The organism is Robertmurraya mesotrionivorans, assembly GCF_050971805.1.
In the GTDB taxonomy this organism is placed as follows: domain Bacteria; phylum Bacillota; class Bacilli; order Bacillales; family Cytobacillaceae; genus Robertmurraya_A.
Genome location: NZ_JBPCCH010000019.1, coordinates 22,511 through 41,084, shown reverse-complemented (window position 1 = coordinate 41,084; position 18,574 = coordinate 22,511). Strand labels below are relative to the sequence as shown.

General features: G+C 36.8%; 20 protein-coding genes. 1 reads left to right on the top strand and 19 read right to left on the bottom strand.

From position 1 onward, the window contains the following. Positions 1-88 precede the first annotated feature (88 nt). The 4 genes from ACRX5O_RS20420 to ACRX5O_RS20405 form a co-directional block, all read right to left on the bottom strand. Positions 89-1,441 carry an ABC transporter substrate-binding protein gene (locus tag ACRX5O_RS20420; RefSeq protein ID WP_433907662.1) on the bottom strand — a complete coding sequence of 451 codons (1,353 nt, stop codon included), beginning with the start codon at positions 1,439-1,441 and terminating at the stop codon, positions 89-91. A gap of 130 nt (positions 1,442-1,571) precedes the next feature. After that, on the bottom strand, positions 1,572-2,210 hold the full coding sequence (locus ACRX5O_RS20415; RefSeq protein WP_433907661.1) for a YesL family protein: 639 nt from the start codon (positions 2,208-2,210) through the stop codon (positions 1,572-1,574). A 192-nt stretch (positions 2,211-2,402) separates the two neighbouring features. Then, positions 2,403-3,758 (bottom strand): type I glutamate--ammonia ligase, encoded by a 1,356-nt coding sequence (glnA, locus tag ACRX5O_RS20410; protein ID WP_433907660.1) that lies wholly within the window; start codon positions 3,756-3,758, stop codon positions 2,403-2,405. Positions 3,759-3,969: 211 nt separating this feature from the next. Next, positions 3,970-4,146: a hypothetical protein gene (locus tag ACRX5O_RS20405; protein ID WP_433907659.1), complete on the bottom strand. Its 177-nt coding sequence runs from the start codon at positions 4,144-4,146 to the stop codon at positions 3,970-3,972. A gap of 245 nt (positions 4,147-4,391) precedes the next feature. Between ACRX5O_RS20405 and ACRX5O_RS20400 the strand changes: the two genes are divergently transcribed. Then, positions 4,392-4,790: a (deoxy)nucleoside triphosphate pyrophosphohydrolase gene (locus ACRX5O_RS20400; RefSeq protein WP_433907658.1), complete on the top strand. Its 399-nt coding sequence runs from the start codon at positions 4,392-4,394 to the stop codon at positions 4,788-4,790. Between the two features lie 19 nt (positions 4,791-4,809). Here ACRX5O_RS20400 and ACRX5O_RS20395 read toward each other — a convergent pair whose 3' ends face one another. The 15 genes from ACRX5O_RS20395 to ACRX5O_RS20325 form a co-directional block, all read right to left on the bottom strand. Beyond that, positions 4,810-5,487 (bottom strand): hypothetical protein, encoded by a 678-nt coding sequence (locus tag ACRX5O_RS20395; RefSeq protein WP_433907657.1) that lies wholly within the window; start codon positions 5,485-5,487, stop codon positions 4,810-4,812. Positions 5,488-5,651: 164 nt separating this feature from the next. Then, positions 5,652-6,356, bottom strand: coding sequence for a DUF4386 domain-containing protein (locus ACRX5O_RS20390; RefSeq protein ID WP_433907656.1), 705 nt, complete (start codon positions 6,354-6,356; stop codon positions 5,652-5,654). Between the two features lie 60 nt (positions 6,357-6,416). Next, positions 6,417-6,641, bottom strand: a complete 225-nt coding sequence (locus tag ACRX5O_RS20385) for a helix-turn-helix transcriptional regulator (protein WP_433907655.1) — start codon at positions 6,639-6,641, stop codon at positions 6,417-6,419. 1 nt (position 6,642) lies between these two features. Continuing rightward, entirely contained in the window at positions 6,643-7,089 is a 447-nt protein-coding gene (locus ACRX5O_RS20380) for a hypothetical protein (protein WP_433907654.1), read from the bottom strand. Between the two features lie 242 nt (positions 7,090-7,331). Next, positions 7,332-7,649: a pyrimidine/purine nucleoside phosphorylase gene (ppnP, locus tag ACRX5O_RS20375; RefSeq protein WP_433907653.1), complete on the bottom strand. Its 318-nt coding sequence runs from the start codon at positions 7,647-7,649 to the stop codon at positions 7,332-7,334. A 188-nt stretch (positions 7,650-7,837) separates the two neighbouring features. Continuing rightward, positions 7,838-7,999 carry a hypothetical protein gene (locus tag ACRX5O_RS20370; RefSeq protein WP_433907652.1) on the bottom strand — a complete coding sequence of 54 codons (162 nt, stop codon included), beginning with the start codon at positions 7,997-7,999 and terminating at the stop codon, positions 7,838-7,840. 80 nt (positions 8,000-8,079) lie between these two features. Continuing rightward, positions 8,080-8,442, bottom strand: coding sequence for a DUF4181 domain-containing protein (locus tag ACRX5O_RS20365; RefSeq protein WP_433907651.1), 363 nt, complete (start codon positions 8,440-8,442; stop codon positions 8,080-8,082). 203 nt (positions 8,443-8,645) lie between these two features. Beyond that, positions 8,646-9,380: a polysaccharide deacetylase family protein gene (locus tag ACRX5O_RS20360; RefSeq protein ID WP_433907650.1), complete on the bottom strand. Its 735-nt coding sequence runs from the start codon at positions 9,378-9,380 to the stop codon at positions 8,646-8,648. Positions 9,381-9,422: 42 nt separating this feature from the next. Continuing rightward, a complete protein-coding gene (locus ACRX5O_RS20355) occupies positions 9,423-10,025 on the bottom strand; it encodes a YitT family protein (protein WP_433907691.1) in 603 nt (200 codons plus the stop codon). A gap of 1,282 nt (positions 10,026-11,307) precedes the next feature. Then, positions 11,308-12,090, bottom strand: coding sequence for a CPBP family intramembrane glutamic endopeptidase (locus ACRX5O_RS20350; RefSeq protein ID WP_433907649.1), 783 nt, complete (start codon positions 12,088-12,090; stop codon positions 11,308-11,310). Then, on the bottom strand, positions 12,087-12,278 hold the full coding sequence (locus tag ACRX5O_RS20345) for a hypothetical protein (RefSeq protein WP_433907648.1): 192 nt from the start codon (positions 12,276-12,278) through the stop codon (positions 12,087-12,089). The genes ACRX5O_RS20350 and ACRX5O_RS20345 overlap by 4 nt, the downstream gene beginning before the upstream one ends. 189 nt (positions 12,279-12,467) lie before the next feature. After that, positions 12,468-13,256 (bottom strand): helix-turn-helix domain-containing protein, encoded by a 789-nt coding sequence (locus tag ACRX5O_RS20340; RefSeq protein ID WP_433907647.1) that lies wholly within the window; start codon positions 13,254-13,256, stop codon positions 12,468-12,470. 174 nt (positions 13,257-13,430) lie between these two features. Further along, positions 13,431-14,699: an alpha/beta hydrolase-fold protein gene (locus ACRX5O_RS20335; protein ID WP_433907646.1), complete on the bottom strand. Its 1,269-nt coding sequence runs from the start codon at positions 14,697-14,699 to the stop codon at positions 13,431-13,433. A 252-nt stretch (positions 14,700-14,951) separates the two neighbouring features. Further along, a complete protein-coding gene (locus ACRX5O_RS20330) occupies positions 14,952-16,661 on the bottom strand; it encodes a carboxylesterase/lipase family protein (protein ID WP_433907645.1) in 1,710 nt (569 codons plus the stop codon). Between the two features lie 661 nt (positions 16,662-17,322). Next, positions 17,323-18,564, bottom strand: a complete 1,242-nt coding sequence (locus tag ACRX5O_RS20325; RefSeq protein WP_433907644.1) for a hypothetical protein — start codon at positions 18,562-18,564, stop codon at positions 17,323-17,325. Between the last annotated feature and the right edge of the window lie 10 nt (positions 18,565-18,574).

The following is an 18,574-nucleotide window of genomic DNA, read 5'->3' as shown; positions in this document are numbered from 1 at the left end:
CTAAACACCCTTTAATACAAAGAAAGGGTTGTAATCGTTTACAACCCTTTCTTTCTATTATTATTGTTTCATTACATGCTGTCTATCATTATTTATTACTATCAATGATTCCCTGTACTCTCTCTTGGGACGCTTCAATCGTTTTTTCTACATCTTGTTCACCAAAGATGAGTTTTTCATATTCTTCATTGATGACTTTATAGATTTCAGCCTGATAGGATACAGGTGAGATGATCTTCGATGACTTCGCATTTGTTAACACATTAATTAAGGAGTCTTTATCGACTTTTTCAGGACTCACTGTACCGCTAAGGATTTTGTCAACAATACCCGCTAAATCCCCTTCACTCACCTTGCTCCAAGACGGAATGTTCTTCCCTTGTACAATTTGTCCCTCGGTTGTATACCAGCGAATAAATGTATACGCTTCTTCCTTATGTTCAGATGTGCCCGCAACTGCCATGAAGTCAGTTGTTACAGGTGTGAATCCGCCCGTAGCCTCTTTTTCATTTTTCGGATATGGTGCAACCGCGACATTAAAGTTTAATGGGAACTGTTCTGTACCGCCAAGCTCTGTATTCATCCAGCTGCCGATTAGAATCGAACTTGCATCCTGATTAAAGAACTGATTACGGTAATGAAGCTTTTGCGATAAGATATCTGTGTAAGGAACGGCTGATTGATCTTCTTTCTCCATTTTCACTCGAAGTTCCAGAGTCTTTTTGAACAGTGGATGATCAAGATTCGATTTTCCATCCACTGTTGTAAACTCAGTATCTTCTTCTTCACTTGCTAATGCTAACTTTAAAAATTCCATCCAGCCACCATTTTGTGGTCCGTGGAAGTAGGTTCCATAATGATCGTCTGTTGTCATGGCCTTCGCGTATTCAGCAAATTCATCCCATGTCCAACCTGTTGGTACTTCTAAACCAGCAGCGTCCAAATGGTCTTTATTTAACAGAACATACCATGGGTTAAATTTGCCTGGAAGCGAATAGTACTTTCCGTCAATTTGTGTATCTACCTTATATTCTTCCGTAACCTTGTAGCCTTCTTCTGTAATAAACTCATCGATTGGGGCCACCATCCCCATACTCACACGCTGAGCATAGCTTGCTGGATCACTAAACATAAGCACATCCATTTGCTCTCCTGATGCTGCAGCTAAATCGAGCTTTTTCGTTGCTTCCTGCGTATCTCCCTTTTCACTAAGAATAACTAGATCCACTTTAATGTTAGGGTGTTTTTCTTCAAAGGCAGCAATCGTTTCCTTCCAGTTATAGGATGCTTCGTTTCCGTGCGTGTGGAATTTAATCGTTACCTTTTCATCTGATTCTGATTCAGATGATGCCTTTTCCTTGGTGCTGTTTCCTGAACAACCGGCTAATACGATACAAAAAACAGAGACTAAGATAAATATGGACCAGATCTTCCTTTTCATTCTCTTTCCCCCTACTACTTTATTTATTGAAAACCCTTACAAAATAAGTGTAGCAAAATCAATTTTTACCAACATATCAATAAATTTACCTGTTATGAGAATAATTTGACCACTATTTCGTAAGAGAACACTAGGATCTAGAAACTTCCACTTCAAATTTTTGAGCTACTTTATGAAATAATAGAGTTGAAATATACATTAGTATATAACTTATCCCACTTCCAAAAAAGAGCAATCCTACCCCATTGAAAAAGATACTAATGGTGACAACACACATCACTGCAAGCATCATGACGAAGGAATAAAGTGGATAAGAGATTCCGAGTAAAAAAGCAACCTTTACATATTGAAACGTGTTATGTTCGTAATGAACAAAGACAGGAAATATATACAGCATGACGATACTAAAAAGGAATGCCACACCTATTAAACAACCTAATAATATTGGATAAAGAAATCCTTGTAATGATCCGATTAACATCCAATCTAAGAATAAAATTAAGGTAAAACCCAGTAACACCAACCCTAAACGATTGGCTGTCCAGAACTCCTTTTTATAAATCTCAAAAAAGAGTGAAAAAATGGACAACTCCTTTTCACCCTGTAACCACTTACGAATAATCGTGAACATCGCCACTGTCGAAGGCGCAGCTCCAAAGATGAACAGCCCCAGTCCCATAAATAACAACCATAGGAGATTCAAATAGGCCAATCGAGAGATCCATTGACAAGCATGATAAAGCTTTCCTGTTACCCCTGTTGCATCCATCTATATTTTCTCCTTTCTTTTTGGCTATTTTATTTATTTTATATATTAAAACAGGGGATGAATAAATGTTATTTTGACCTTTCATAAAAAAATCTTTACCACTTTCCTCTTGGACAACCCTCTCAAGCCAAAATGAAAGGATGGAACATATTCGTTCCATCCTTTCATTCATCTATTCTCTTGTTTTTATGATTAGAATTTAGAGTGATAGTTTTCAATTTCCCAAGCGTGAACGGAGATGCGGTAGCTATCCCACTCTGCTTTTTTCATTGCCACATATTCACCATATACGTGCTCGCCTAATGCTTTAGCACCAAAATTGCTTGCTTCTAATTCAACTACAGCTTCTTTTAAGCTACCAGGAAGGTTCTCAATTCCTAAATGAGCTCTTCTCTCATCTGTCATATGGAAGATATCTTCGTTAATTGGAGCTGGAGCTTCTAGTTCTTTTTCAATTCCATCTAAACCTGCAGCCGCAATTACTGCAAACGTTAAGTATGGATTTGCAGATGGATCTGGACAACGTAATTCTACACGAGTCGCAAGACCTTTCTTAGCTGGAATACGGATAAGCGCTGAACGGTTAGACGCTGACCAAGCAAGATAGCAAGGTGCTTCATAGCCTGGTACTAGACGCTTATAAGAGTTTACAAGCGGGTTAGTTACAGCCGCGAAGCTCTTTACGTTTTCAAGTACACCTGCAATGAAATGATATGCTTTCTTCGATAATTGTAACTCATCAGATGGATCGAAGAATGCATTTTCGCTTCCTTCAAAGAATGACATATTCACGTGCATCCCAGAGCCATTGATTCCGAATGCTGGCTTTGGCATGAATGTTGCATGCAAACCAAATTTCTGAGCAACTGTCTTAACTACCCATTTATACGTAGTAGACAAATCTGCTGCTGTTAAAGCATCGGCATACTTGAAATTGATTTCATGTTGTCCTTCAGCTACCTCGTGGTGAGATGCTTCAATTGTAAAGCCCATTGCTTTTAAGGCACGGTAAATTTCTAAGCGAACGCGTTCTCCAAGATCGTGTGGTGATGGCTCGAAATAGCCTGCTTTGTCACTTAGTTCTTGAGTTGCGTAGCCATTTTCATCTGTTTTGAATAAGAAAAACTCTAGCTCAGGTCCAACTGAAATCGTATATCCACTTTCAGCAGCACGCTCAACCGTTTTCTTTAAAACATTTCTTGTATCTCCATCAAATGGAGTTCCGTCCGGGTTTTTTACAGAGCATAAAAATCTTGCTTCCGCATACCCCTCTTCAACTGACCAAGGAAGAACAGCAAATGTTGTTAAATCCGGTTGTAAGTAAAGGTCGGATTTATTAATAGGGGAAAACCCTTTAACAGAAGATCCGTCAAACATCATTTTTCCTTCTACTACATCCTCTAATTGTTCAACTGTTACTGTCACATGCTTTAAGATTCCTTCAATATCAACGAATTGTAAGTGTAATAGTTCCACACTTTTTTCTTTAATCGTTTCTTTAATTTGATCTAAAGTTGAAGTTTCTAGTTCTACTAAAGTTTTTGTCATGTTAGATAATCCCCCACCATTATGTTATGTTATATGACATTCATTAAAATGTATTATAATAGATGTTTCATAATTCGACAACTTCTTTTTTAAATTTTTTGATAACTTTTTTTCTTTCTACTTTTCTATTAAAAAATATAAATCCATAAAAAAATACCATGTAAGCATTTACATGGTATCTCCCTAGCCATATGTGGAATCCTTGCCCTACCTAGAGCTCCGATTTCAATTTTTTCACGTATTCCGGAATTTTATTTTCTCGACTGCAATTGTTACAATAATACTGCTTTACCTTTTCATCACACAGATACGTTTTTAACGCAAACTCTGGAATTCTTTGAGGCACTCCACAATGCTGGCAGAAGAATAAATATTCACTCTTTTTCATGGACCTCACTCCCATTCAATCTTTTTTGATTTGTTTCCAACGAAATTAGGTACTATTATGTGTATGAGGCCTAAGCTTGTAAAACTACATCTTTTTTAGTTTAATATCCTTCTTTCTTCTATTATACTATTGAAACCGTTTTCTCGCATGGTTCATATTTCATGGACAAGACTACTTTAACATGTTTTTAATGGGAAAAAGAAAGTGCTACTATAGGGGTAGAAACTACTCTTGTGGAGGTAAACATGAAGAAGCAAATCAAAGTTGTGGCTGCCGTAATTGAAAATGAACACGAAGAAATTTTATGCGCCCTCCGCTCATCAGCAATGGCCATGCCTAATATGTGGGAGTTTCCTGGTGGAAAGGTCGAAGAGAACGAGGATTTGCATTCAGCGATTAAGCGCGAGATCCACGAAGAACTAGGCTGTCTCATCGAACCCGATGAATTACATAACGAGCATATCCATGAGTATGACATGTTTATCATTCAATTGATCACGATCAAATGTCGCCTGGTGGATGGCACCCCGCTGCCGAGTGAACACTCGAAACTCCTTTGGCTGAAACGAGAACATCTGTCTTCTCTAGTTTGGGCACCTGCCGATATTCCCGCAGTGGAGTTGTTAAAGAAGGAATGGACGTAGAATGGGTTGGGAAAGAGCTTCACTCTTCCCCAGCTAATCGAAGCTTTAATAGATAGCCATACATAGCTAGGAAAATGAAGATTCCCAACGTTTGAAAGGTCCCCACGATTGTTTTCACCATCAAGCTGCCTCTTAAGCTTGATTTATAGGTTATGATATAATTCCCAACCGCAGAGTCCGAAATGATTAAGATTACCCAACTTAGAGACACTAACACCAAACCGAGGCCGAACAACCAACTATGTATCTTCGTTTTGTCCAAATAGATAAATATATTAACTAGGATGAATCCTATGGTGGTAACCACGATATACAACCATCCCGAAAATTCCGCATCAACTTTGATTAAAAAAACCATGTACTGAATCGTAAAGCTCATGCTGAGTAAAAACAATGGCACACTATAAATACAGGTTGCCATGAATTCCCTTTTACTTTCTCGTATAATCAGCACTAATGCTACAATGATCGCCGGAATCCCTATGACCCAATGAATCAACGCCCACCCATATAGGGCGTTTGCATAGATCTCCTTTAGTGGCAGCTCCACTACTCCTTGAAAAAAATCCCCTTCAATATGGTCTACGATCATATACCAGCCCAATAATAATACGACGAAGAAACAGCCGAACAATTTCAGTCCGGTTAAAAATGAATTCGGTTCCTTCTTCCTTGCTTTCCGCTTCTTTTTACTCAATATTATTGCACCAACTTTACTTTAGTAGATCTTCTTAACACAAGATAACACAACAAACATGACTAAAATAAGGGAATTACTAACTATTTTTCTAGTAAGATTAAAAAAAAGGACTTCCAGTGAGATGGAGGTCCGCTACTTGTGTATTCAGTTTTTCCACTAGTCTAATCCTTTTTTGAAAATAGGCTAGCAAGGGCAGAGGGATTGAATCCTTTTACAATTAGCCATACAGCTAAAATCATTTCGTTCGCTGCTACTGGCAGTGCCAACATCCCACCCCAAACAGACACCTGTTCAATGACCCCAAACATGACTAACAAAGCACAAACAAACACAAGAGTTGCCCCTGTCATACCTAAGATTGAGATAAACCTCGGTACGAGCTTGGTTTTATAAAATATATAACTGTACATTATCGTATTGATACCGAGCATAAAATTAGGGCCAAGCATAAATGTCCATTCATGAATGGCTTTTAAAACGGTTCCTGACGTTTGAAAAGCTGCTGCATCTGGAGCTCCAGCTGCAACAAATTCCTGGCTTAAGGTCAGAAGGGACAGCACGCTAATTACACCAACCGTAATGACAATCGCTTCAAGAAACCGAAAACAAACATGCCACAGAGCGATGGTTTCGTTATATCTTCTTAAAATCGGAAACATCGTAGTTGCTGTACCAACCGCTGAAACGACAAGGATTAATTCCATTAGTGCTCCCAATATGACTTGGTTCGCGTGTCCAGAACCATTAATCAAATAATCGGAACCGTTTAGGATCGGATCGTATAAAATCACGCCCGCTACCGCTGATACGGCTGCAAGAATAAACAATACTCCCACTAGTTTGGCTGCTTTTTTGTTTGAATCCATTTATTTCTCCCCTTCTGTTCATAAATTGACCAACGATAAAGCAAGAACAATCAAAAATTCTTACTGCATTGGGTCATCCCCATAAAAGAATACTTCTTCCAACGGTAAGTGAAAGGCATGTGCTATGCGAAAAGCGAGTTCAAGAGATGGGGAGTAGTTTCCCTTTTCGAGAGCCACGATGGTTTGTCTTGTTACGCCCACCTTGTCAGCTAATTGCTGCTGGGTCATTTCATCATGATTGAATCGTAATCTTCGAATGTGATTGCCGACAAGATTTTTACTCATTTTAGACTCCTCTCCGATAGTGATAAAGTTTCGTAGCCGATCCGGTCACATCGGAAACAAAGCCCGAAAAGATCAGAAGCATGAACATGACGTGTAACGGCTGGTAGATGATCAGTGATCCCATGGCAAGAAGAAAGCCGATGACAAACACAAAAAACGAGTTTCTGAACGCTTTCAAGTCGATTAACTTATCCAATTCATCCGCGAAATTTGGTTCCTTTTCTCTGGTTGTCATTCTAAAGACGATGTTAAATATGATGCTAATTACGATGTGCGCGACGATTGAAACGACAGTCAAGATGAGGACGAAGCTACCCCAAAAACGAAAGGCTTCGGGAGACTCTAGCCCTCCTTCAGGATACTGAGGGTACATATACAAACAATAAAACCCAAAAATGAGAATAGCACTAATCAACGATACGATGCTTTTCTTTTCTTGATACGTCATAAAGAACCTCCCTTGTCAATTTACTTTTACATCATGTAAAACCTGTTATACATAATGTATAGTAAACTTTACATCGAGTCAAGAAGATTTTACCAAAAATAAGACCAGTCACTGCCCAGAAAGACAGTGTACCGGTCTTTGTTGTGACGTATTTAGATAAGGGACAGTCAAAATCCCCACTAAAAAAGCTTTACTCCAATAGGAAGCAAAGCCAAGGTTTAAATAAGTAATAAAGTTGCCATTTACTCCTCAGAAAGATAAGAACAACAATAATCTACAACCGAATGAACTTTTAATAAAAAGCTTTCGTTTGCAGGTACATAAAAAACGCCGTTATTTTCGATTGATTTCCAATCTTCACCCTGTAATTTATATTCAAGTACTCCCGCTTGAATATCCATCTCTTCTTTTTGAGATGTTGAAAATTCATATTCTCCCGGAAGCATAATTCCTAACGTTTTTCGGGTTCCATCTTGAAAAACTACCGTTCTACTTGTTACCTTACCCTCAAAGTAAATATTTGCTTTCATTGAGATTGTTACATTCGTAAATTCTGCCATTGGATCCATCCTCTCCCTTTTCTGTCCTCATTTAATCATAAAAACTTCCATTGGGGAACAAAAAGTTGAGAGTTCTGTGTCCAGTATTCGGTTTATATCTATCAATCCACACTGTTCATTTATTTTTCAGCTCATGTTTATTCCATGCATAATCATCTATATTCAGTTGGAACAATCTTTTCAATCTCTTAACCAGCAAGCAAGGGAACTATGATCATAGAAAAACCTACACTGATTAATAAGGTGATAAGCCAATCCCTTTTCTCTGTCTTTTTAAAAAGAACATTTAATACGGAACTAATACAAATACATACTAAGAAAACGAATACTACCATAATTATTGATTCCAAATGAATAGCCCCCTGATAAAATAATGCGTATAAGTAGTGAAAGACTCTAATCCTCCTTGGAACAGAGTCTAGAATGTTTTCTATAAGTCTTTAAAAAGTTCGATATTAAAAATAAAGATAAGAGTTACTATTACCATAATTACTGTAGTAATATATTGCTTTGTATTCTTTAGATAAATATATTCTAGAACGGCTTGAAATCCTCCTAAAAGGATTATGTAACTTATCCAAAACACCTTTTTTACAAGGAACGAATCACTATCCACCACAAACCATAATGCGAATAAAAAAATAAAAAGAGTGATCCCTCTTCCCCATTGGTCAATCTTTTTCCCAGGTGTATCAGAGATTTTCTTTTTTTCTACTCCAAGGAACTTATTTATTAGTTTTTCTAATACAAAAAGCAATAAAAGCAGAACCGCTATAAGTACAATAAATTTCATTCTATTCCCTCCATAGAACGAGTTTGTCACTAACTTATTTACGGTTATTAAGGGAAAAGGTTTCAAACTAACTTGGGAGTTCAAGAAGGAAGATTGGCTTCACTTACAAAATTCCAATACCCTTCTGCTTGCTCTTAATCTAAAAAAGAAAAGCTGCCAGGTTTGCAGCTTTTCTTTTTTATAAATGCACCATAGTAATGCTTTCATCTTCCTTCCACAATCTTTCCGAACTCCTCAAGAGTAGTGGAATACTTAATATACATTCTTGGTAAAAAGTAAAGCTCCTCTTTCATGCCTTTCTCTGAAAATAGTTCAGGAGTTGTCGTAAGTCCAAACGAATAGTATTTCTTCGTTTGTTCTACAACTTTTTTATCAGTATTTCCATATGGATAAGCAAGAGCAATTACTGGTTTGCCCGTTATGTTTTGAATTTTTTCTTTGGCCTTCTTTAGTTCATATTCAAAATTATTTATTTTCGTCAGATCAGGATGTGTTGCCGTATGAGACTGAATCGAGATCATCCCCGAATCAACCATCATTTTGAGATCCGATTGTGATAATCGGTTGGAACGGCCGATAAAGTCAGAAAGAACAAACACCGTACCCATTGGTAGAAACTCTTCACTTTTTAGTTTTTGAAAGATGGCAAATGCATTCAAATTGTTTTTGTATCCGTCATCAAAGGTAATGAAAATTGGTTTTTTTACTTTATATCGGTCATTCCATTGCTCAAACGTTAATAAGGTAAAGCCATGATCTCGTAAATAAATCATTTGTTTTTCAAAATTTTCAGGTGTTACATATAACTCCTTAGAACCTAGTCCCTTAAATTCGTCGATCGAATGATATATTAAAATAGGGACTTTTTGTTGTGCAAAAACTTGTGATGGAATTAGTAGGATAAGAACACACAGGAAAAACATGGCACCCTTTTTCATAAATCTCCTCGCTTTATAAACCCATTTTCATTGTCGTTTCAATTACAAATACCCTTTATTTTCTGTTTTGTAGTTCCATGTACAAAAGCTAGTAAAAAAGCCCACAAAGATCACGGTCAAAATGGATAGTAGAAAGGTATCTTTGGAAATGAGCCATCCTCCCAAGGATATAACAATCGTATCGATGACGAATATGATCATTCCAACGTTGATATTAAATAATTTTGATATAAATTGGGCGATGAGGTCTGTCCCTCCTGTACTCGTCTCATATCTAAGCATGATTCCAATACCCACTCCGATAAAAATACCTCCCAATATCGAACTTACTATCGGCTGAAGAATCATGTTGGATGGTAAAAGTTGAGAAGAGGCCAGTAAATCAATGACAAAGGAAGAAACGAGCATCCCATGCAAACTATTATAAAAATACCTTTTGTTATACAACCAAGCTAGCACAAAAATTGGAACACTCAAAAGTATAATGACTAAGCCTGCTTGTATCCCCGTTAAATACTTTATTATTAAACCAATCCCAATTATCCCACCATCAAGCACTTCAAACGGAACTAAAAAGAAATTAATACCAAAAGACAATAACATACTGCCTAGTAGGACAATTCCCGTTTTTTTAAGGAAGAACATCATTTTGGTTCATCTCCGAACTAATTATGGCCTGTCCTTAATATATGCTTTTTATGGTATTTTCTTTCATAAAAAAAAGCCACTTGGGCTCCTAAATACATTATATAAATCATTATCTTTCAATTTTACTACTACGTCCCGTCAAAAAAGCATTTATCTACCATAACCACGCTCCACTAAAAGAACAATACTTGATATTGTCTATAACCTAATAATTAACTGTTGAGTTTATTCCGAACTATTCTTATTTGTCAGTATAAAACCACCTACAAGTATTACCGCAATCACTGAAGTGATTACAGAATATCTAAAAATGGTAAAGAAAAACTCTGGGTAAGGTGTCACAGTAAATGTAGTCATCCCACCTACTTCTATCGTGTCTTGTTCCCTTTTCATAAAAATAACTAATAAGAAGAAAGAGCCTATAAATGAATATATCCCTGTTTTAAACTAAGATTTTCTCCATGAGTTAATCCCTCCAGAAAATTTCGCTTTTTTAGCTTAAATTTTACCATAATAATCCTGTTAGCACTTGTAAAAAAGCTATCTTCTAAAGGATCAAGTAGTTCGGTTTTGAAGTATAAAATTAGAACTAACCTTGCTATTCAAACGGTAATTCACACTTAAATTAACAGGCAATTTGATAAGCAAAAACGCTTGGAGCATTGTGTCTCCAAGCATTTTTTACATTATTTTATACTCTATAGTTGAACAAAATAATAGAACATTGATTTCACTAAGTTTGAAAAATAAACGGAAAAATTCCGTTTATTTTGGGAAATACCAACATTTCCCGCAATATAAGCGGAGTTTCTCCGCTTATATGTACCTAATCTTTAGATTTAGTTATATATAGAGAAGTTAATCGGAATATATCCGCTTATATCTGCTTCTTGAGCCCCTACTATACACATTAACCGGAATTTCTCCGCCTATTAGTTCCTATACCTCCGCGAAAAAGTCAACAATGAATAACAACAGAGTCTTTCTTTCAGATAACTTGTCTTTCTACAATATTTTCTAACTTGAATATCCAAAAAACCTACCTACCACTTTCAGCACATCAATCTCCAATTAAATTAACCAACAAATTCGAACACTGACACTAACTTTTGTCATCCTGTTAAAAGAGATGCGAATGATGGTGCAAAATACCATTACATTTATGGAAAGCCTTGATATTCAACAAAAAAGATGCCGTCCAATTCAGTTGCGAATTGGACAGCTAATTTGTTTGCTAATGAAGTTTTTGTACTCGAAAACCGAATCCGTTACTAAAGGATCACCACGTTTTATAAACAATTGGGATAATAGGTAGTTGGAACTCTTCCTTTATTGTTTCATCCCTCGTCATCCCCAATCTTCCTACATAATCAATGAGAAAGTGCAAAATCATCAGGGGGACAATTGAATCGAATCCGATATATAAAATAGCGAAAAACAAGCCGAACAGTGAGGTTTTGATCACATTCAGAAATCCTTGATACGTGTGAGCAAGACCAAATAATATGGAAGAAATGATCAACACGGGCCAAATAGAAAGGACGGGAAAGAGCTGAGCGATTGCAAAAATCAAAAAGCCTCGGTAAATGATTTCTTCCGTGATTCCCGCTGTCCAAGACACAAACGTCCATACGCGTTTGTCTTCTTGGGAATGAGGCAGGATGTCTTTGAACGCGATTTTCTCGTGCTCACTTTTCTTTAGCTCAGCAATTTCGGTTCTCATTTTTTGACTAACCTTTGAACCTACTAAATAATATATGAGACTAACAATATAGATTCCAGCTAAACCGAAAGAAAAATAAGTGACCCAAGGTCCTAATGTTGATGTGTTAATGGTGATTCCTTTTAGACCGATGTCTTGGAAGTTCAAAGGACCAAATGCAGTTACTGCTAAGATCAAAAGGGTTGGAATCCAAAGTCCGAACATGACTTTTTTATAAAACTTCACTCGTTCTAATGGATTTTGCTGGACTTTCCCTTTAAACCTTTGATAGTCAAAATAGCCATAGACCGGTTCATACGTGACAAGGAACATAAGTACCACCCAATAGAAGATGCTCATTCGTGTATCCTCCCATGATTAACTAGCTCGTAAAAACCACGCTCATCGTCAAATGAAAAAATTCGTTGTATAGTTTTGCTTTTGTTTTGAATCGGCTCTGATAAAACGATTTCAAAAGTGGGTTCGTCAAACCCTAATAACGAGAGGTCGAGCACTTCTTTATTTTTTCGGACATTCTCAAAGTTCAATTTTCCACTCTTGATCTCTGAGATAGATGAAAGCTGAAGTAGCCGATATCATCAGTGAAACCCCAAGTGCAGCCAGTCAGTTTATAAATAAAAAACCTGAAATCGGTATGACTTCAGATTAGATGAGAGATATTGGGTACTCTAATTCTGGTACCAAAAATAAAAGGACCCTTTTTGGTCCTAGTTACCCTATTTAGTTGGCTGTTTCATAACACCATTTAATTTAAAATTCTCTTTTAATTCCCTAAATTCCGTTGGCGTCATTTTTTCCAAGCGTTTAAAAATATTAGATAGTGTTCTATAGCTGTAATAGCCAACTTTAAATGCGATTTTAGAGACGCTCAGCTGTGTGTTCTCAAGTAAGTATTTCGCTTCTGTTATTCTTCTTATTTGGATTAATTCGAGGATATTATAACCGAATTCTTTCTTAAACGTATTAGAGACATATGTATGATTTAATTCAAAATTCTGAGCTATACTGTTTAAGGTAAGCTCCGGGTCTCTATAATTCGTATCGATATAGTTTAAGACTTCTTTCATTTTACTGCTGTTTTTCAAATGATTCTCAAACTCTATTATTCTTCTATAATTGACTAATAACATCCTCTCGATCTCCTGGAAGTCATTAGTTGTTAACATTTTGTTGATTTCAGAAAACGATAAAAGGTCTTCTTTCTTTGTACCTTCTTTTGTAAGGGAAAGATGTTGAATTTTAAACATTAAGATATCTAAAAATCCGTATACTACTTGTTTCTTTATATGTTTCGGCAATTGACTACGTTGTATCAGTCCCAATAATTCACTGATCGATTGTTCTGCACTTTCTAGATCACCCTCAATCAATTGTTTTACGATTAGAAACTGTTTTTGAATTCTTTCATTAGTAAATACTTCAAATTCTACAAACATATTTTCTGAGTCTTGCATAGGTACGTCCTTTGACTGAATGTCTAATTGGGCTCTCATTGAAGAATCCATCTTCCTCTCTTTTAAATCGTTTGTACGAGCGTTAATTATTATATAAAATCTTATCAAAATTAACGTAACAGTTCAAAACGATTCAGAAAAATCAGACTTTAGTAGGTGGGTTTTACATGCATAATAGAAAAAACACTCCTATACGAGTAAAAGTATAAGAGTGTTTACGAACTACTATTTCCACACTACGTCTGTTAAGAATTGATTCAATAATTGTGGCCATGTAAACCAATCATGTGCTCCATTTACATTTTTAAATTCGTATGGTATTTGGTTTGCTTCTAGTACTGACATGAATTTTAGGGTATTTATTTCGGAATTAAAGCCTACATCATGGTATGCCATATCATACCATGCCGCAGCCACGAATAGCTTAGGTTTACGTAAGTCATCTAAATTGTAATTACTTAAATCAACCCTAGCATCTGCTCCACTAAAGATCCCGAAATAACCAAAATCATTTGAATTGCTGTAATAAATGTTCGTAGTGGTTAAAGCTCCCATGGATAGACCAGCAAATGCTCGATCATCGGAGTCTTTAGATACTTGGTAGTTTGATTCCATATACGGAATAATATTTTCCATTAAATTCTTTGTAATTTTAGCCATGTCCCAACCAAATACGGAATTATTCATCGTTACCACAATGACAGGCTCCGTTTTCTTTTGTGCAATTAGGTTGTCAAGAATATTGGCAGCGCTACCTGTATTAAACCAATCCGCTTCATTACCACCTCCGCCATGTGATAAATAGATCACTTTATACGGCTCATTTCGATTTGGATCATAACCGTGTGGTAAATAGATTCCTAGAGACTGATCTGTTGTTAATAATCCACTGGTTGAATATGTTTCAAAGGAAACACTTCCAGTCTTTGCTCCTTTTTTCGGTAATACATAGGAATAATCAAAGGATTGTTTTTTTGAATCAAAAGGAATATAGGCCATGCTTAGATTCTGTTTCCCAGTATCCTGGTTTTCGATTGGCATATTTGATGGATCTGAAATGGTTACCCCATCAACAATATAGGAATATGGGTACCCCCCACTTGGAAGTGGCATGCTTATTGTCCAAAAGTCAGTTCCTTCTACTTTTGTCATTCCCTTTAAGTATGGCGTGCTCATATTTAACGGAAACATTTCTTTTGTCCACTCTTCTGGGCTATACGTTGGTACATTATCAATTGGGTAGTCTACACCGGGCTTTGCAAATTGGAATTGTCCATAAAACTGAACGGAATTTGCCGTTGCATTCTTATATACAAAAGTTGCTGTATATCCTGTAGGGGAATGATTATCACGTTTAACTGTTACTCCTTCTTTTTGTACACTATTTTCCACCTTCACCCCAATATCTTGTGCACTAACTGGCAAAGCTAAGACACTCGTTAAAAATATTGCAATTAATAAGAAATACATATACCTTTTTAACTGTGATTTCATTTTTTACTCCCCTCTCAAACTATTTATTTAGTAATTAATCTATAACACTAGTAAAAAGCTTCTTCTACCTCCCCTCAATTACCAAAAGAATTGTAAACGCTTAATATTTAGATCATATCAAGAGTAGTCTTTTACAGAAAGTCTCACTTTTTTAGTGATGTACTCATTTTTTCTCTAGATGGTCTATCAAATATGATAAAAAGAGCACTCATTAAATGAATGCTCAAGTAAACAGTGGCGCTATGATCATCATTATTTGAGATCTTCCTCTGTCATTCCGAAGGCTTTTAAAACTACGTTTCGGTTTATAGCATCTCTCGATGGATAAGGAGTGCTTGTAACATTTTCAGCCTTTCCATCAAACCATCTTATAAATGCAGAATTTTCTCCAGTTTTATAGCTCGTTTCCTGCCACTTTGCTAGTCCATTTCCATTTGGATTTCCTTTTTTAACAAAATTCGCATAGTAAGAGGACATTATCTCCGCCATGGAGTAGTCAGCTGGTGTCCATGATCTCTGACCAGCAGTATTTCTTATTGAATTGAAAAAGTACCATAAATCTGAGGAATGGAACGCGCCATAAAATTCTGAATTTCTTCCAGGAGGTGCATGATCGAAGTAGTAGGTGTAAACATTTAGGTTTTTATTATGTGCTTGTATATATTCGGCTGATAGAAGATATGTTTGATGTAACTGATCACTTCGTGCGCGTAAAGATAAGTTATAGGCTTCCGTTGTGTTTGTAGGATTGTAAGCCTTTGAATATTCCTCTCCATACGTTGCTTTCATCGTATTTTGAAAATCCTCCAACGACAAGTTAGACGGTCCAGGAACGAGCGAAGTCATTTCATCTGCTGTACCGCCAATCATAATATCGATCCCATCTAAGGCACCGTCTCTCATAAGATCAACAGATTCTTCTGTGAACACATACCCATCTAATATGTACCCACCACCTTGTAAGGAAGCTGCCGTTAATGCATTATACAGAGTTTGGGTTCCATCTGCGGTTTTTGTTGTCATGTAATATTCCGCAGGTAACGCTCTTAACTCATCTAAACTCATCTCTTTTCCGAAAGCATTCGTAACAGCATTTTCAGCCTGGGTTTCTGTTGCTTTAAGAGGTTTATAGGCTGATGCTCCTTGTGCAGTTAATAGACCGTAAAAACCACTTTGAATAATAGCTCTATTAAATAAGCCATCAGCTAATGGAGTTCTTAAAAGTGCCGTTACATTCATTGCTCCAGCCGATTGTCCTGCAATGGTTACTTCTTTTGGGTTTCCACCAAATCCAGCAATATAATCATTTACCCAATTTAAAGCCTTTACCAAGTCCAATACGGCATAATTGCCTGACACTCCTTGTTCACTTTCTTCTGATAACTCTGGTAGGGCTAGGAATCCAAACATGCTTACACGGTATTGAACCGTAACAACAATAATCCCTTTTTCAGCTAACTTTGATGCATAAAACTCCATTTCCGATGCATGCCCATGATTATTTCCTCCGCCATGGATGTAAACAAGTACAGGGAGCTTCTCGTTTGTTTTTTTAGCAGGCGTATACACATTTAGGTTTAGTCCATTTTCACTTGCTTTAGGAGTAAAGCGATCATCGAAATAAAACTCGTCTCCCCAAAACGTTCCGATGGGGTTTAACGTGACATCTTGCATGACCTGGTCGCCCCAGCTATCACTTACCTTCACCCCATCCCAAGGCTCCACAGGTTGAGGTGCGCTCCATCGGTTTTCACCAGCAGTAGAACCCGCAAATGGTACTCCCTTAAATAACTGAACTCCCTCCACATCTGATTTAACGCCTTTCACTAACCCGCCTTCCACCTTCACGATGTCTACTTTCTTTCCCTCCAGTCGAGCTGCTTGAGAATGTAAAGGTTCAATGGTGGAAAAAACACAAGCAACAGTTAGAATCATCACTATCAAACTCTTAAATGTCTTCATCATCCATCCCCCTATCCAATTTAATTAGTCTTATCCTTTTTGAATGCGCTTACAAAATTTCCAGAGCATAATTCGTCCAAAATACTTTTACATACTTAAACCTCCTATCTTTTTTAATCACTACAGTTTAATTTTATATTTTTACAATTCATATATAATCTTTTTCAATAGCACGGAATTGGTTTTATCTGGATTTTTTTAATGTTTCCAAAAAAATAGCTGAGGACCTTTTATGTAAAGGGTTCCGTTTTCGGGTACTTTCTTATTAAAATACACAAGAATTGACTTTTATTGGTCTTTATAAGCGATAAAAAGCTGATGATTCCCACATCTAGGTTCAAGAGGGTCCGCACTTATCGGTTGGGGGTTTAGGTTAATCACGCGAGCTGATAAATAGACGGAGAAATTCCGCTTAATTATTAATTATTATTAAAAATAGCTTAAATAGACGGAGAGATTACGCCTATTGGCTTGATAAAGTCGAAAAGGGGAGATTTTGCTTTGCATAAGCGGAAAACCTCCCCTAATTTACCCCGAAACGAACTCCATTCTGCATCTAACCGGAAAATCTCCGCTTATTTTACTGTATTTTAAGAAAAGCACTTCAAAACGGAACCCTTTGCCTTTTATGGTCTCAGCTTTCAATTCGATAAATTAGTTTCTAAGGCATCAGCTGTTCCGTTTCAAACAAATATTTTAATAGACTGTCATAGTCCTCTGTTTGAAATACCAGCTCTTCGGTATTAAATACAAAAATGGATGGTTCTTCAATGGACGAAAGGGACTTCTTAATGGTGATCTGGTCAATTAACGTCAAATCTTCTTTTTGCGGGTTCTTAAAGGGTTTGCTGAATGCAGTATCCCCTATAACTAAAAGCGATAACGTACCTTCTTCTTTCTTTGATAACCAGTCTTTATTCAAAAGAACTTGATCAGGCTCTTCAAGCACCTCTACTTTTTCAACGATTTGCTGATAAGGAATTTCGTTGCTTAAGTTAGCCACATCTAATTGAATTTTTTGACCCACTCGTACCAACGTATCCATAAGATAAAAAGGATAGTTGTCTACATAAACGAACCCAAATTCCCGATCGACTTTGGTTACGATACCTTCCACGGTCTCTTTACTCACATACGTGTGTTCTTTTATATATTGCAACAATGTATCAACGGAATCTGTTCGAAAAACTTCTTTTTCATGGTTAAACAGTAGATACATTGGAGCCCTTTCAATCTGTAGCTCTGGATAATAGTTGCGAGCCATTTCTAAATGGACATTCCCCTTATATTCCATTAAAAAATTCGGAGATACTTCGGAAATTTGTTGTCTTATTTTTGTATCAATCTCTGAATCTCCACTGTAAACGCCTAGTAAGGAATAAAATCCTTTATTCACTGGTAAATACTCTTTATCTGGAGGATTCGCTTGAACGTTTAATGGGACGATATACTCCGCCCGCCTGCCATTTTTCCAGAAAGCTTTTAATGAAAGAGTTAGTACGCTCGGATAATTCCCTAAGAAGCTAACATTTTCATCATTAAACATACTCGGTATGGGATACGTAGCCTTTCCAGTTGGGTCGTATGCACCTTTTGCTATGTATAAAGGTTCCTTGCCTTCTGGGAAATCAATATGTAACTGTTCCTGGTACTCTACTCTTTTAAAATTGACGTCTTTTAGGTCGGCTAGCTTCTTTTTCACATCACCGTCATTCCATGTATACGAACCTAGATACACCTGTGTTGGTTGCTCTCCCAAAGAAACGACAGGTACTGGTGGCTTCTCTTCTTTGTACACCTTTTGTTTGTCAAAATAATACATAACACCGGTGACAATAGTTAACCCGATCAACCAAAGTAGAGTTTTTTTATAATCTAGTTTTCTCTTCTTCTGTTTCTCCAACCGTAGTCCT